General features: G+C 59.3%; 16 protein-coding genes. 12 read left to right on the top strand and 4 right to left on the bottom strand.

Annotation, left to right across the window (positions count from 1 at the left end):
• Nucleotides 1-16: 16 nt before the first annotated feature.
• From cobA to PL640_RS16005, 3 genes are all read left to right on the top strand, one after another.
• Nucleotides 17-805: a uroporphyrinogen-III C-methyltransferase gene (cobA, locus tag PL640_RS16015; protein WP_271362586.1), complete on the top strand. Its 789-nt coding sequence runs from the start codon at nucleotides 17-19 to the stop codon at nucleotides 803-805.
• Nucleotides 802-2118: a cobyrinate a,c-diamide synthase gene (locus PL640_RS16010; RefSeq protein WP_271362585.1), complete on the top strand. Its 1317-nt coding sequence runs from the start codon at nucleotides 802-804 to the stop codon at nucleotides 2116-2118. The genes cobA and PL640_RS16010 overlap by 4 nt, the downstream gene beginning before the upstream one ends.
• 227 nt (nucleotides 2119-2345) lie before the next feature.
• Complete coding sequence (locus PL640_RS16005; protein WP_271362584.1) at nucleotides 2346-3596, top strand: cytochrome-c peroxidase; 1251 nt, start codon at nucleotides 2346-2348, stop codon at nucleotides 3594-3596.
• Here PL640_RS16005 and leuB read toward each other — a convergent pair.
• The 3 genes from leuB to PL640_RS15990 form a co-directional block, all read right to left on the bottom strand.
• Complete coding sequence (gene leuB, locus PL640_RS16000) at nucleotides 3577-4689, bottom strand: 3-isopropylmalate dehydrogenase (RefSeq protein ID WP_271362583.1); 1113 nt, start codon at nucleotides 4687-4689, stop codon at nucleotides 3577-3579. The genes PL640_RS16005 and leuB overlap by 20 nt on opposite strands.
• Nucleotides 4690-4910: 221 nt before the next feature.
• Entirely contained in the window at nucleotides 4911-5516 is a 606-nt protein-coding gene (leuD, locus tag PL640_RS15995; RefSeq protein ID WP_142842171.1) for a 3-isopropylmalate dehydratase small subunit, read from the bottom strand.
• A 163-nt stretch (nucleotides 5517-5679) separates the two neighbouring features.
• Nucleotides 5680-5910 carry a hypothetical protein gene (locus tag PL640_RS15990; protein ID WP_046799661.1) on the bottom strand — a complete coding sequence of 77 codons (231 nt, stop codon included), beginning with the start codon at nucleotides 5908-5910 and terminating at the stop codon, nucleotides 5680-5682.
• Between the two features lie 109 nt (nucleotides 5911-6019).
• Between PL640_RS15990 and PL640_RS15985 the strand changes: the two genes are divergently transcribed.
• Together PL640_RS15985 and PL640_RS15980 are read left to right on the top strand one after the other, a co-directional pair.
• On the top strand, nucleotides 6020-6931 hold the full coding sequence (locus PL640_RS15985; protein ID WP_271362582.1) for an HpcH/HpaI aldolase/citrate lyase family protein: 912 nt from the start codon (nucleotides 6020-6022) through the stop codon (nucleotides 6929-6931).
• Nucleotides 6928-7134: a DUF1737 domain-containing protein gene (locus tag PL640_RS15980; RefSeq protein ID WP_003492695.1), complete on the top strand. Its 207-nt coding sequence runs from the start codon at nucleotides 6928-6930 to the stop codon at nucleotides 7132-7134. The genes PL640_RS15985 and PL640_RS15980 overlap by 4 nt, the downstream gene beginning before the upstream one ends.
• 17 nt (nucleotides 7135-7151) lie before the next feature.
• On the opposite strand, the gene PL640_RS15975 is transcribed toward PL640_RS15980, so the two are convergent.
• Entirely contained in the window at nucleotides 7152-7592 is a 441-nt protein-coding gene (locus tag PL640_RS15975) for a metallopeptidase family protein (protein WP_046799659.1), read from the bottom strand.
• Nucleotides 7593-7922: 330 nt separating this feature from the next.
• Here PL640_RS15975 and rplU point away from each other — a divergent pair, with 330 nt between their 5' ends.
• The 7 genes from rplU (at nucleotide 7923) to PL640_RS15940 (ending at nucleotide 13579) form a co-directional block, all read left to right on the top strand.
• Nucleotides 7923-8237, top strand: coding sequence for a 50S ribosomal protein L21 (gene rplU / locus PL640_RS15970; RefSeq protein WP_003492690.1), 315 nt, complete (start codon nucleotides 7923-7925; stop codon nucleotides 8235-8237).
• A 40-nt stretch (nucleotides 8238-8277) separates the two neighbouring features.
• Complete coding sequence (gene rpmA, locus PL640_RS15965; RefSeq protein ID WP_003492686.1) at nucleotides 8278-8547, top strand: 50S ribosomal protein L27; 270 nt, start codon at nucleotides 8278-8280, stop codon at nucleotides 8545-8547.
• Between the two features lie 131 nt (nucleotides 8548-8678).
• On the top strand, nucleotides 8679-9311 hold the full coding sequence (locus tag PL640_RS15960) for a GNAT family N-acetyltransferase (RefSeq protein WP_003505256.1): 633 nt from the start codon (nucleotides 8679-8681) through the stop codon (nucleotides 9309-9311).
• Entirely contained in the window at nucleotides 9308-9898 is a 591-nt protein-coding gene (locus PL640_RS15955) for a GNAT family N-acetyltransferase (protein WP_271362581.1), read from the top strand. The genes PL640_RS15960 and PL640_RS15955 overlap by 4 nt, the downstream gene beginning before the upstream one ends.
• Before the next feature lie 168 nt (nucleotides 9899-10066).
• Nucleotides 10067-11134: a GTPase ObgE gene (obgE, locus tag PL640_RS15950; RefSeq protein ID WP_006310970.1), complete on the top strand. Its 1068-nt coding sequence runs from the start codon at nucleotides 10067-10069 to the stop codon at nucleotides 11132-11134.
• Nucleotides 11131-12300, top strand: coding sequence for a glutamate 5-kinase (proB, locus tag PL640_RS15945; RefSeq protein ID WP_271362580.1), 1170 nt, complete (start codon nucleotides 11131-11133; stop codon nucleotides 12298-12300). The genes obgE and proB overlap by 4 nt, the downstream gene beginning before the upstream one ends.
• Nucleotides 12293-13579, top strand: a complete 1287-nt coding sequence (locus PL640_RS15940) for a glutamate-5-semialdehyde dehydrogenase (RefSeq protein WP_271362579.1) — start codon at nucleotides 12293-12295, stop codon at nucleotides 13577-13579. Before proB ends, PL640_RS15940 begins: the two co-directional genes overlap by 8 nt.

Genomic DNA, 13579 nt, shown 5'->3' with positions numbered 1-13579 from the left:
AAAGCAGCCAAAAAGAATGTCGATACCGCAGATTTTAAACAGCATTGCCGCAAAAGGTCCGGTCTTTGAGGCCGGTCACGTCTGGCTCGCGGGCGCAGGGCCTGGCGACGTGCGGTATCTGACGCTGGAAGTGGCGCTGGCGCTTTCGCAAGCCGATGTCATCGTGCGTGATGCGTTGGTCAGCGATGATGTCGTCGCTCTTGGACCTCAAGCTGAAATCGTTTTCGCCGGCAAGCGCGGCGGCAAGCCCTCGGCGACGCAGGACGACATTACCGCGTCGCTGATCGATTTCGCCGCCCGAGGCAAAAAGGTGCTGCGGCTGAAGGGCGGCGATCCCTTCATCTTTGGACGCGGTGGCGAAGAGGCGGAGGCGCTTGTCCGCGCCGGCATTCCATTCCGCATATTGCCGGGCATGACCTCTTCGCTTGCGGCTCTTGCTTCTGCCCGTATTCCGGCCACCATGCGCGGTATCAGCCGCGCCGTGACCCTTGCCACCGGCCATGCGGCGGGCGCTGAAGAAGATCTTGACTGGCTGGCGCTGGCGAAAACGCAGGAACCCATCGTCGTTTACATGGGGCTTAAGAATATCGGCTCGATTGCTGCACTTCTGATGCAGGGCGGCCGTTCAGGCGTCACGCCGGTTGCGGTCATCATGTCGGCGACGACTGGGCAGGAGCGAATTTTTATCGGCAAGCTGGAAAGCATAGCTGACGATGCAAAGCGGGAAAACTTCGATGCGCCGGCTCTTATCGTCATCGGAGAGATTGTTTCGATGCGGGAACGGCTTGGAGTTTCAGGATCATGACGTCGCGGGCGATCATCATCGGTGCACCCCGTTCGGGGTCGGGCAAGACCAGCGTCACCATCGGTCTTCTCAGGGCATTTGCCCGGCGGGGCATCAAGGTGCGGGGCATCAAGACGGGGCCGGATTATATCGATCCCGGTTTCCACACCTTCGCCACCGGCACGCCCGGTCTCAATCTGGATAGCTGGGCCATGCAGCCGGATTTGCTGCGGCATCTGTTTTCACAGCAGACCGAGGATGCGGAACTCGTTCTGATCGAAAGCGCCATGGGCCTGTTCGACGGTATTCCGGTGGCGGAAAACCGCACCGGTTCAGCGGCGGATTTGGCGCGGCTGTTCGGCATTCCCGTGCTGCTGGTATTGGATGTGTCAGGCCAGTCGCAGACGGCTGCCGCTGTCGCCCATGGTTTTGCCCATTACGACCCTGATGTCACCATGGCGGCAGTGGTGCTGAACCGGGCCGGCAGTGAAAGACACCGGACACTCTGCACGGAAGCCATCGAAAAAATTGGCCTGCCCGTTGCCGGCTGTGTCCTGCGCGATCCCTCGCTTATCCTGCCTGAGCGGCATCTGGGGCTGGTGCAGGCCAGCGAACACCCGGAAATCGATGCGCATATAGAACGGCTGGCGGATGCGATGGAAAAATCCATCGATCTTGACGCCTTGCTTTCACTCGCTGCGCCGGTGAATGTGCCTTCCGGTTCGGTGGACGCAGCGATTGCACCGCCCGGCCAGCGCATCGCGCTGGCGGAGGATGCGGCTTTCACCTTCCTTTATCCGCATCTCAGGAAGCACTGGCATGCGGCCGGGGCAGAGATCGTGCCGTTTTCGCCGCTGGCTGATGAGGGGCCTGACGAGAGCTGCGATGTCTGCTGGCTTCCGGGCGGCTATCCCGAACTTTTTGCCGGAAAACTTGCCGATGCTACCGGTTTCAAGGCAGGTATTGCCCGTTTTGCCGCGACAAGGCCTGTTCATGGCGAGTGCGGCGGTTACATGGTGCTTGGCGAGGCGCTGGAAGATGCCGAGGGGGTGACCCATGCCATGACCGGGCTTCTGTCACATGCCACCAGCTTTGCGACGCGCAAGATGAATCTCGGTTATCGCCAGGCAACGATTGCGGCAAGTGGGCCGCTCGGCGTGGCGGGGGATGTTCTGCGCGGCCATGAGTTTCATTATGCGCGGGTTACCGATCCCGGCCGTGATGAGCCGTTTGCCCAGATCGCCGACGGGCAGGGCCGTCCGCTCGGGCCATCCGGTGGCAGAAGAGGTCTCGTTTCGGGCACCTTTTTCCACGCCATTGCCAGAAGCGGCTGATCGGCCTGCGTCATAACCTTTCCATGGGATGTGCGGCAAAGTGGAGCAAGCTGCGAAAGTTTGTAGGCTCTGGCCACTGGAAAGTGCTATAGATCGCCTCAGGGAACATGGAAAAGTGGAAATAGCGCCTGCAATACATGTTCCGTGAAGTCTGGTCGGATTGAAAGCTGTTTCATATTTTCCGGCCCGAGCCTGCTATCGCGCATTTTGTCCGAGCGTGCCTACCGATGATAAAGCCCCGATTTTTTCTCTCTGCCGCTCTTGCTGCATCCATTCTGCTGGCTCCCTTCGGTGGGGGGATTAACAGCATGTTCGCTCACGGCGGCGAAGATTATGCGACGCTGGAAAAGCTGGGCGCAGCGCTGTTCGACGATCCCAATCTTTCGATGAACCGGACCATGGCCTGTTCCACCTGCCATATGCAGGCGGCCGGGTTTTCCGATGCACGGGAGAGCGAGAAGGTCGGTCGGGATGTCTCTCTGGGTGATGACGGTATTTCGCTCGGCGACCGCAATGCCCCGACGGCGACCTATGCGAGGTTCACGCCGCCTTTCGGCAAGAATGCGGCGGGTGAGTATGTCGGCGGGCAGTTCTGGGATGGCCGGGCCTCGCTGCTGGAAGACCAGGCGGGCGGTCCGCCGCTCAATCCGCTTGAAATGGGCATGCCGGACAAAGCCTCTGTCGTAAAGCGGCTGAGGGAAAATCCTGACTATGTCGCAGCCTTCGGCACGCAATTCGGCAATGATGTCTTCCAGAGCGATGAAACCGCCTATGCCGCGATGACCAAGGCGTTGGCGAGTTTCGAGCGCTCGGACGAATTCTCGACTTTCGATTCCAAATATGACCGCTTCCTGCGCGGCGAGGAAAAGCTGACGGATCAGGAAGAGCTGGGCCGGGTTCTGATTTCCTCGACGCAATTTACCAATTGCAATACGTGCCATGAAATCCGCGGCGCCAAGGGGCTGGAAGACGGCCTGTTCACCAACCACAAATATTTCAATATCGGCGTTCCCGCCAATAGGGCGGTCAGGGCCGTGAATGGTTCGAAACCAGGTGCGATCGATCTGGGTTTGGCGCAAAATCCTGAAGTGGCCGGCGATCCGGCACAACGCGGCAAGTTCAAGGTGCCGACCCTGCGCAATGTCGCCGTCACCGGCCCTTATATGCACAATGGCGTGTTCAGGGATTTGCGCACGGTGGTGCTGTTTTACGTGAAATATAAAAGCAAGAAGCCCAGCCGACAGATCAATCCGGAAACCGGCAAGACCTGGGATGCGCCTGAGGTGCCTGAGAATATCGCCATGACGGAACTGACATCCGCGCCGGCGCTGGACGACAAGCGGGTGGATGCCATCGTGGCTTTTCTGAAGACGCTGACCGACCGGCGTTACGAGCATCTTCTGCCCAAGGAGGATGGGCAGATGGCGGTGCCGCCTGCCCAACCGGTTCCTGTCAGCGTTACGCCGAAAGCGCCTTGAATTCAGCGAGAACCGCGTCACCCATTTCACCGGTGCCGACCTGACGGCAGCCATCGGCCATGATGTCGGCGGTGCGGATGCCCTTGTCCAGCACGTTGGCGATTGCCGCTTCGAGCTTCGTCGCTTCGTCAACCATGTTGAACGAGTAGCGCAGGCACATGGCGAAGGAGGCGATCATGGCGATGGGGTTGGCGATGCTCTTGCCGGCGATGTCAGGGGCAGAACCGTGCACCGGCTCATACATGGCCTTGCGTTTGCCGGTTTTGGCATCAGGTGCGCCAAGCGAGGCGGAAGGCAACATGCCGAGCGAGCCGGTGAGCATGGCGGCAACGTCGGAGAGCATGTCTCCGAAGAGGTTGTCGGTCACGATCACGTCGAACTGCTTGGGCTTGCGCACCAGCTGCATGCCGCCGGCATCGGCCAGCATATGCTCCAGCTGAACGTCCTTGTATTTGGCGGCGTGGGTTTCGGTGACGACCTGGTTCCACAAGACGCCTGATTTCATGACGTTGCGCTTTTCCATCGAGCAGACGCGGTTGTCGCGGGTGCGGGCCAGTTCGAAAGCGACGCTGGCGATGCGCTCGATCTCGAAAGTGTCGTAGATCTGCGTGTCGATACCGCGCTTCTGGCCGTTGCCGAGATCGATGATCTGCTTCGGTTCACCGAAATAAACGCCGCCGGTCAGTTCGCGAACAATGAGGATATCCAAGCCTTCGACCAGTTCCGGCTTCAGCGAGGAGGCGGCGGCGAGTGCCGGGTAGCAGATGGCCGGGCGCAGATTGGCGAAAAGTTCGAGGTCCTTGCGCAGGCGCAGCAGGCCCGCTTCCGGGCGATGCTCGTAGGGAACGCCATCCCACTTCGGGCCACCGACGGCGCCGAACAGGATCGCATCGGCGGCAAGCGCCTTTTCCATGTCCGCATCGGAAATCGCCACGCCATGGGCGTCGTAAGCGGAACCGCCGACGAGGCCTTCTGAAACGGTGAAGCCGGCATTTTGCGCGCTGTTCATATAATCGATCAGCTTGCGGACCTCAGTCATGGCTTCGGGGCCGATACCGTCACCGGGCAGCAGGAAAAGCGAACGGACTGTCATGGGAACCCTCCTTGGGCGGCGCGCCGGAAAACATCATGAAGGGTTTTCGGTGGCGGCGAGCGCGGCGTCAAACTTGTTCCGTCCTATGCATGCCAAGTCGTACAGCAGCTGGACGGGATCGAGGGCGTCTTATCTCCGCCTCAAGGGCTTTTCAAGCAAAGCAAAAGCCGATCCGGTACGGTTTGGTACGGGATCGGCTTTTTTGAAGAGCGGAAATGCGGTCAGGCCCAGGGGCGGACCGAGGCATTCGCCTTTTCGAAAGTGTCGATGGCGCCGGAATGCTCCATGGTCAAGCCGATGTCATCGAGGCCGTTCAGCATGCAGTGACGCTTGAATTCATCGATCTCGAAAGTGATGGTGCCGCCATCGGGACCACTGATTTCCTGGCGTTCCAGATCGATGGACAGAACGGCATTCGATCCGCGCGAGGCGTCATCAAGCAGTTTTTCGAGGTTCTCGGCGCTAACTACAACCGGCAGGATGCCGTTCTTGAAACAGTTATTGTAAAAGATATCGGCAAAGCTTGTGGAGATCACACAGCGGATGCCGAAATCAAGAAGCGCCCATGGCGCGTGTTCGCGCGAAGAGCCGCAGCCGAAATTGTCGCCGGCGACAAGAATCTGGGCGTTCTGGTAAGCGGGCTTGTTCAGCACGAAATCCGGATTGGGTGAACCATCCTCAAGGTAACGCGACTCGGCGAAGAGGCCCTTGCCAAGGCCGGTGCGTTTGATGGTCTTCAGATAGTCTTTCGGAATGATCATATCGGTGTCGATATTGACCACCGGCATGGGCGCGGCGACGCCCGTCAGCTTGGTGAATTTTTCCATCTGTCGCTTCCCGTGTTTCCCTTGAACAGATCCGGCACGGGCAATGCCTGCCGGATGTTCTTTCTGGGGAAATACTGCAAAACTCAGCGCTTTAGAAGCGCAAACCCGCGTTCTTCGGTACGCCTCGTGCGGCGTCCTCGCATTTTGACCCGATTAAACGATCTCAGAGATCGATAATCGTGCCTTTGCCATCGTTCCAGACGCGCATGTCGCGCTGGTGGCGGGGCTTGACCGGAATGGGGGCCGGCTTAAGGCGCGCGGAAAGCATACGGGCAGCGCTGAGAACGGCGAGCACGCCGATGAAAGCGACCGTGAGCGATGCCGTGAAAAGAGCAGCCATGGCCAGAATTGCGATGCCGGAGGCGGCGATGAAAAATGAACGGATGCCTTGCATGATTCAACCTTTCTTTCCAGACGAATGTGGGCCTTCTTCTTCCGGCTTGCAAGAGGATTCAGTGGATTGTCAGCTTGCAGATGTCACAAAAGCTTGACACAAGTGCGGCATGGTCAATTTTTCTGAAAATATTCTTGTGAGACCGCGTCGCTCGTTGCTGTCGGTTCCGGCCATCAATGTCAGGGCACTCGAAAAAATCCGCGATCTCGATTGCGACGGCGTGATCCTCGATCTTGAGGATTCCGTCGCGCCCGACATGAAGGGCAAGGCGCGGGAAAATCTCCAAAAGCTGTTTTCAGACGCACCCTTTGCCGGGCGCGAGGCGATTATCCGCATCAATCCGCTCTCCACTCCGGACGGGAAGGCGGATTTGCAGCTCGTTCTTTCCTGCCGGCCGGATGCGGTTCTTCTGCCGAAGGTGGAGCAGCCCGCTAATATTCATGAAGTGGCCGACCTTCTGGCGGAGGCGGATGCGCCGCAGGCCATGAAGATCTGGGCGATGATCGAAACGCCGCTCGGTGTCCTCAACGCTGCGTCGATTGCCGATGCCGCCCACACGCCGGATGCGCGGCTTGCCGCTTTCGTCATCGGTCTCAACGATCTGCGCAAGGAAACCCGTGTTCCGGCCTTGCCCGGTCGCGCCTATCTTGTACCATGGATGATGCAGGTGGTGCTTGCCGCCCGAGCTTATGGCCTCGATATCATTGACAGCGTCTCCAATGATTTCCTCGATGTCGCGGCTTTTCAGGTTGAATGCGAACAGGGGCGAGCGATGGGCTTTGACGGCAAGATGCTGATCCATCCCGCCCAGATCGAACCCGCCAACCGGCAATTCGGCCCGGATGAGGCGACGGTTGCGGAAGCTCGCGAGATTATTGCCGCTTTCGCAAAACCGGAATCTGTGGAATTGAACGTCATCAACATGAACGGGCGGATGATCGAGCGGCTGCATGTGGTTGAGGCTGAGAGGCTGGTCGCCATGGCCAATATCATCGCCCAAAGAAAGGCAGAAAAGACGTGAAGGTCTATCGTTTCATAACCGGCCCCGATGACTCAAAATTCTGTCACCGGGTCACGGAAGCGCTGAACAAGGGATGGGAACTTGCGGGTTCGCCGAGTTATGCCTTCAACGCCGCAAGCGGTGTCATGCATTGCGGCCAGGCCGTGACCAAGGTGGTCGAAGGCAAGGAATATCATCCGGATATGAAGCTCGGCGAGCAATAAGACGCGCCGCGGCGGGGCTATCGCTCTGCAGCGGCCTCGTCGGCGCTTTCTTCTATCCGCTCCATGTCGTCATCCGACAGGCCGAAATGATGGCCGATTTCATGGATGAGGACATGGGTGATGATATCGCCCAGCGTTTCCTCGTTCTCGGCCCAGTAGTCGAGAATGGGGCGGCGATAAAGTGTGATGCGGTTCACCATCTCGCCCGTTTCCATGGTGAAACGTTCGGAGATGCCGCGACCCTCGAATAGTCCGAGGAGATCAAAGGGCGTTTCGAGCGCCATGTCCTCGAATACTTCATCGGTCGGGAAATCCGCGATCTCGATGATGAGATCCTTCGTCAAGGCGCGGAATTCTTCTGGCAGGTGGCCATATGCCTCGATCGCAAGCGACTCGAAGGCGGAAATTGTCGGCGCATGGCGGTCCCGCCAATCGTCGGTCTGGTCTATGCGGGCCATTTCTGCTCCTTGTTGGTAGGCCCATATAAACACTTGCTGCGCAAATTTCGAGACCTGACTGCTTCACCCGCCGAAAAAGCATGAAATTCTTGGCGTTACAGTTACTTTTCAAGCCGTCGTCATCTTGACATAAACCGGCGTCTCGCGTAATCGGCACCCAAATTGATGGCGTAGTGCGCCTTCTGTTTATTCCGCCCTCACAGGCGGCTTCACCGGCAGACATTCAAAGGGACCTCTTGTCCCGACGGGTTTCTACCAAATTCCGACTGATAAAAAGACGGCGAGCTTGCTTTGGCGGGCAGAGCCGGAACGAACATGAAAGGATAAAAAATGTTCGCAGTCATCAAGACCGGCGGTAAGCAGTACCGCGTAGCGGCCGACGCCGTGCTGACCATCGAAAAGCTGGAAGCAGAGGCAGGCGCAACTGTAGAATTCACCGAAGTTCTCGTTGTTGGCGAAGGCGCCGACGCCAAGTTCGGTGCTCCCTTCGTCAAGGGAGCCATCGTCAAGGCTGAAGTTGTCGAGCACAATCGCGGCAAGAAGGTTATCGCCTTCAAGAAGCGTCGTCGTCAGAACTCCAAGCGTTCGCGCGGCCATCGTCAGCATCACACTGTCGTCCGCATCACGGACATCGTTGCTGCCTGATCGGCGCGACACGGGAAACAAGGTTTAAAGGAGAACTCCAATGGCACACAAAAAAGCTGGCGGTTCCTCGCGTAACGGTCGCGATTCTGAATCCAAGCGCCTTGGCGTAAAGAAGTTCGGCGGCGAAGCCGTCATTCCAGGCAACATTATTCTGCGCCAGCGTGGCACGCAGTGGCATCCGGGCGCCAACGTCGGCATCGGCAAGGACCACACGATTTTTGCGCTGACCGCTGGCAATGTAAACTTCCGCACGAAGGCCAATGGCCGCGTGTTCGTATCCGTGGCTCCGAAAGCGGAAGCCGCAGAATAAGCCGGTAAGCGTCATATGCAGCCGGTGTCCCATCGACCCGGCTGAGACGTATCAGGTTCAGTCAAGAAAACAGGGGAGATGGGGCACCACCCAACTCCCCTTTTTCTTTAACCTCATGGAGGGACTGAACCATGCAAGCTGAATTGTTAAGGGTCGACCAATCACGGTCACCCGAAGAGCGGCCGAGGCCCGATCGGTCGAGGAGCGATTGCCCCGTTTTACTGTCGCAGAGGCTGGTTTTACGCAAGCCTCACGAAGAAGACATCGACGCCCTTGCCCATCTTGCCAACAATGCCAATATCGCGACCATGGTGTCGCGTATGCCGCACCCCTACACGGCCAAAGACGCCGCGGATTTTGTGCGACGCTCCAAAGCTGGCGAGATTGGCAAGTGCGTCTATGCGATTACCCGCATGGACAATGGCGAGTTTCTGGGCTGCTGCGCGCTCGAACCCCAGGAAGACGAAAAGACGCTGGAGATCGGTTACTGGCTAGGCGAACCCTACTGGAACCGCGGCTATATGACGGAAGCGGCGCATGCGCTGATCGACATGGCCTTCCGCACGCGTGAAATCGACCAGATCGATGCCCGTTGCCGGGTCACCAACATCGCGTCGCGCCGCGTCATCCAGAAGTGCGGTTTCCAGTTCCAGGGGTCCGGCATGGTCGGCTCGCTGGCGCTCGGCGGCATGGTGCCGGTCGAATGGTACAGGCTGGACCGCAAGACCTGGGTTTCGCTGAAGAGCTGGGGGGACATGGGATGAGTGCGCTCGAACTGACCCGTCGCCGGGCTGCCACCACCGTGGCGCCGCCCGGCCCCTGCCCCGTCATCGAGACGCAGCGAATGGTGTTGCGGCCGCAACGACTTTCCGATGCGGGCAGCATTGCGGAATCGCTTGGCGATTTCGCCGTGACGAAGATGCTGGCCCGCGTTCCCGCGCCCTACCACAAGCAGGATGCGCTGGAATGGCTGGTGCTGCGTACCTCCGGTACACTGCCCGACTGGGATTTCGCCATCACCAGCGGTGACGATACCCTGATCGGCATCGTCTCGGTGGAGTTGCGGCATGGCGAGTGGCATCTCGGCTACTGGCTGAACCGCTTCTACTGGGGCAAGGGTTACATGACCGAGGCGGTTGCTGCCGTGGTCGAGCGGTTTTTCCGCCGCATGCCCGGGGTGATCCTTCATTCCGGCGTGTTTGCGGATAACCCCGCTTCGCTGCGTGTGCAGGAAAAACTCGGCTTCCGGGTGACCGGTTGCCACCAGATCTACGCCACGGCGCGGGCCGCGATGGTGGCGCATATCGATACGATGATCACGGCAGAGGATTTCATCCGGCCGCACCGCTGACAATCAAAACAAGGCCGGTTTACCCCAAACCGGCCTTGTCTCACGCAGGGGCTTGCCGCACGATAGTCTTTGACCTCGTGACGAAGCGCTTGTATTCGAAACGACGATATTTTTGTTTGACGCAATGCCATGATTGTTGCGTCCGCAAACCGATAGAACGGCAGTCCGATGAAATTTCTCGATGAAGCAAAAGTCTATATCAAGTCCGGTGATGGTGGTGCTGGCGCCGTTTCCTTCCGGCGTGAAAAATTCATCGAATTCGGTGGCCCTGATGGCGGTGACGGCGGACGCGGCGGCGACGTCTGGGTCGAAGTGGTCAATGGTCTCAACACGCTGATCGACTTCCGTTTCCAGCAGCATTTCAAGGCCTCGATCGGACAGCACGGCATGGGCAAGACCCGCACCGGCGCCAAGGGTTCGGACGTGGTGCTGAAAGTGCCCGTTGGCACCCAGATTTTCGAAGAAGACAACGAAACGCTGATCATGGACCTCACCAAGGAAGGTCAGCGTTTTCGTCTTGCCGCCGGCGGCAATGGCGGTTTCGGCAATGCCTACTTCAAGTCGTCCACCAATCAGGCGCCTACCCATGCCAATCCGGGTCTGGCCGGCGAAGAAAAGACAATCTGGCTGCGGCTCAAGCTGATTGCGGATGCCGGCCTCGTCGGTCTGCCAAACGCGGGTAAATCCACATTTCTTGCGACGGTGACGCGCGCGCGTCCGAAGATCGCCAATTATCCCTTCACCACCCTTCATCCGAATCTTGGCGTGGCGACCATCGATGGTCGTGAATTCGTACTGGCTGATATTCCGGGCCTGATCGAAGGTGCGCATGAGGGCGTCGGCATCGGCGACCGGTTCCTCGGCCACGTGGAGCGTACCCGAGTGCTTCTGCACCTCGTCTCCGCACAGGAAGAAAAAGTCGGCAAGGCCTATAAAACCGTCAAGGCCGAGCTGGATGCCTATGGTGGTGGGTTGACCGACAAGCCCGAAATCGTGGCGCTGTCACAGATCGACGTGCTTGATGAGAAAGAACTGAAGAAAAAGGCCAAGGAACTGGAAAAGGCCTGCGGTCGTCCGCCGCTTCTTCTGTCGGCTGCCGCGCATATCGGCATGACGGAAGCGCTGCGCGCCCTGCGCGATATCATCGTTTCGGCAAGCAATGGCGGCGATACCGCCCTTCCAGACCGGTCGATGCCGCATGAGAGCGAGGTCGAGGAAGAGGACGATCGCCTATGAGCCTGACGCGCAAGCCGCTGGCGAGCCACCACCGGATCGTCATCAAGATCGGGTCGGCGCTTCTGGTGGACCGTAAAACCGGCCTCAAGAAAGACTGGCTGGACGCGATCTGCGAGGACATCGCTGCGCTCAAGAAAAACGGCGCGGATGTTCAGGTCGTGTCTTCTGGCGCCATCGCGCTTGGCCGCACCGTTCTCGGCCTGCCCTCCGGTGCGTTGAAGCTGGAAGAGAGCCAGGCAGCGGCGGCTGTCGGCCAGATCGCGCTGGCGCGGGCATGGTCGGAAAGCCTGTCCCGGCATGAGATCGTCGCGGGTCAGATTCTGCTGACGCTCTCCGATACCGAAGAACGCCGCCGTTATCTCAATGCGCGCGCCACCATCAACCAGTTGCTGAAGATCGGCGCCATTCCGATCATCAATGAAAATGATACCGTGGCGACCACCGAAATCCGTTATGGCGACAATGACCGTCTGGCCGCACGTGTGGCGACCATGACGGGTGCGGATCTGCTGGTGCTGCTGTCGGACATTGACGGGCTTTATACCGCTCCGCCGCATCTCGATCCGGATGCGCAATTTCTCGAGACGATTGCAGACATCACCCCCGAAATCGAGGCCATGGCGGGTGGTGCGGCTTCCGAGCTTTCGCGCGGCGGCATGCGCACCAAGATCGATGCGGGCAAGATCGCGACCGCTGCCGGGTGCGGAATGATCATCGCCTCCGGCAAGACGCTCAACCCGCTGAAGGCGATCGAAAACGGCGCTCGCTCCTCATGGTTTGCGCCATCGGGCACGCCGGTGACGGCGCGCAAGACCTGGATTGCCGGACAATTGCAGCCGGCCGGCGAAATCCATGTGGATGCCGGCGCGGAAAAAGCCCTTTATGCCGGCAAGAGCCTGCTTCCCGCGGGCGTAAGGGTGGTGAAGGGCAATTTCGGCCGCGGCGATGCAATCGCCATTATCGGTGTCGAAGGCCGGGAGGTTGCGCGCGGTCTTGCGGGCTACGATGCGGAAGAGGCGCGTCTCATCATCGGCCACAAGTCCAACGAGATCGAGGCCATCCTCGGTTATGTCGGCCGTGCGGCGATGATCCATCGCGACGATCTTGTGATGACCGGTGCCGCCGTCAAAGTGAAACATGCAAAAAAGGATGAGGTCCATGCCTGAGCAGGCCGTGAAGCAGAGCCATGATATTGACGCGCTGATGATGACCATCGGCGCTCAGGCAAAAGCTGCTTCACGACCGTTGTCAATCGCAGGGACGGACCAAAAGAACCGTGCTCTTCTTGCCATGGCATCCGCCATCGAGGCGTCGAGGGATGTGATCCTTGCCGCCAACAAGAAAGATCTGGCGGCTGCGGACACTGCCGGGCTTGCCGCTTCCTTTATCGACAGGCTTACCCTCAACGAGGCACGGATCGCCGGTATTGCCGAAGGCATTCGCTCGGTTGCTGCGCTGGCCGATCCGGTCGGCGAGGTCATCGCCGCCTGGGATCGCCCTAATGGGCTGAAGATCGAGCGCGTGCGTACGCCGCTCGGCGTCATCGGTGTTATCTACGAAAGCCGCCCCAATGTGACGGCGGATGCCGGTGCGCTCTGCCTCAAGGCCGGCAATGCCGTCATCCTGCGCGGCGGATCGGATTCGCAACATTCATCGCGTGCTATCCATGCCTGCCTTGTGGAAGGTTTGAAGATTGCCGGTCTGCCCGAACATGCCATCCAGCTGGTGCCGGTGACGGACCGCGCCGCCGTCGGCGCGCTTTTGGGTGGATTGAACGGTACCGTCGATGTGATTGTGCCGCGCGGTGGCAAAAGCCTGGTTGCCCGGGTGCAATCGGAAGCGCGGGTGCCGGTTTTTGCGCATCTGGAAGGCATTTGCCATATCTATGTCGATGCCTCGGCCGATCTCGCTATGGCAAAGCGTATTGTCGTCAATGCCAAGATGCGCCGCACGGGCATTTGTGGTGCGGCCGAAACCCTGCTGGTGGATGCCGCCGCTGTTTCCACGCATCTGGCGCCGCTCGTCAATGACTTGATCGCAGCCGGTTGCGAAGTGCGCGGTTCGCAGGCGGTCCGTCATGTGGTCGAGGGTCTGAAGGCCGCGACGGAAGAGGACTGGCGCACCGAATATCTCGATGCGATCATTTCGGTCGCCGTGGTGGACGGTATTTCGGGTGCGATCGATCATATCGGCACCTATTCCTCCAACCATACCGAGGCGGTGATCGCCGAGGATCCTCACGTGGTCGAACGTTTCTTCAATGAACTCGATTCGGCCATTCTGCTGCACAATGCCTCGACGCAATTTGCCGATGGCGGTGAATTCGGCATGGGTGCGGAAATCGGCATCGCCACCGGCAAGATGCATGCGCGCGGCCCCGTCGGCGTCGAGCAGCTCACTTCGTTCAAATACCGTGTGCATGGCACCGGCCAGACACGGACCTGA

This window comes from Agrobacterium sp. ST15.16.024, assembly GCF_027956545.1.
GTDB classification, from domain to species: Bacteria; Pseudomonadota; Alphaproteobacteria; order Rhizobiales; family Rhizobiaceae; genus Agrobacterium; species Agrobacterium cucumeris.
This window is presented reverse-complemented; position numbering and strand designations above follow the sequence as displayed.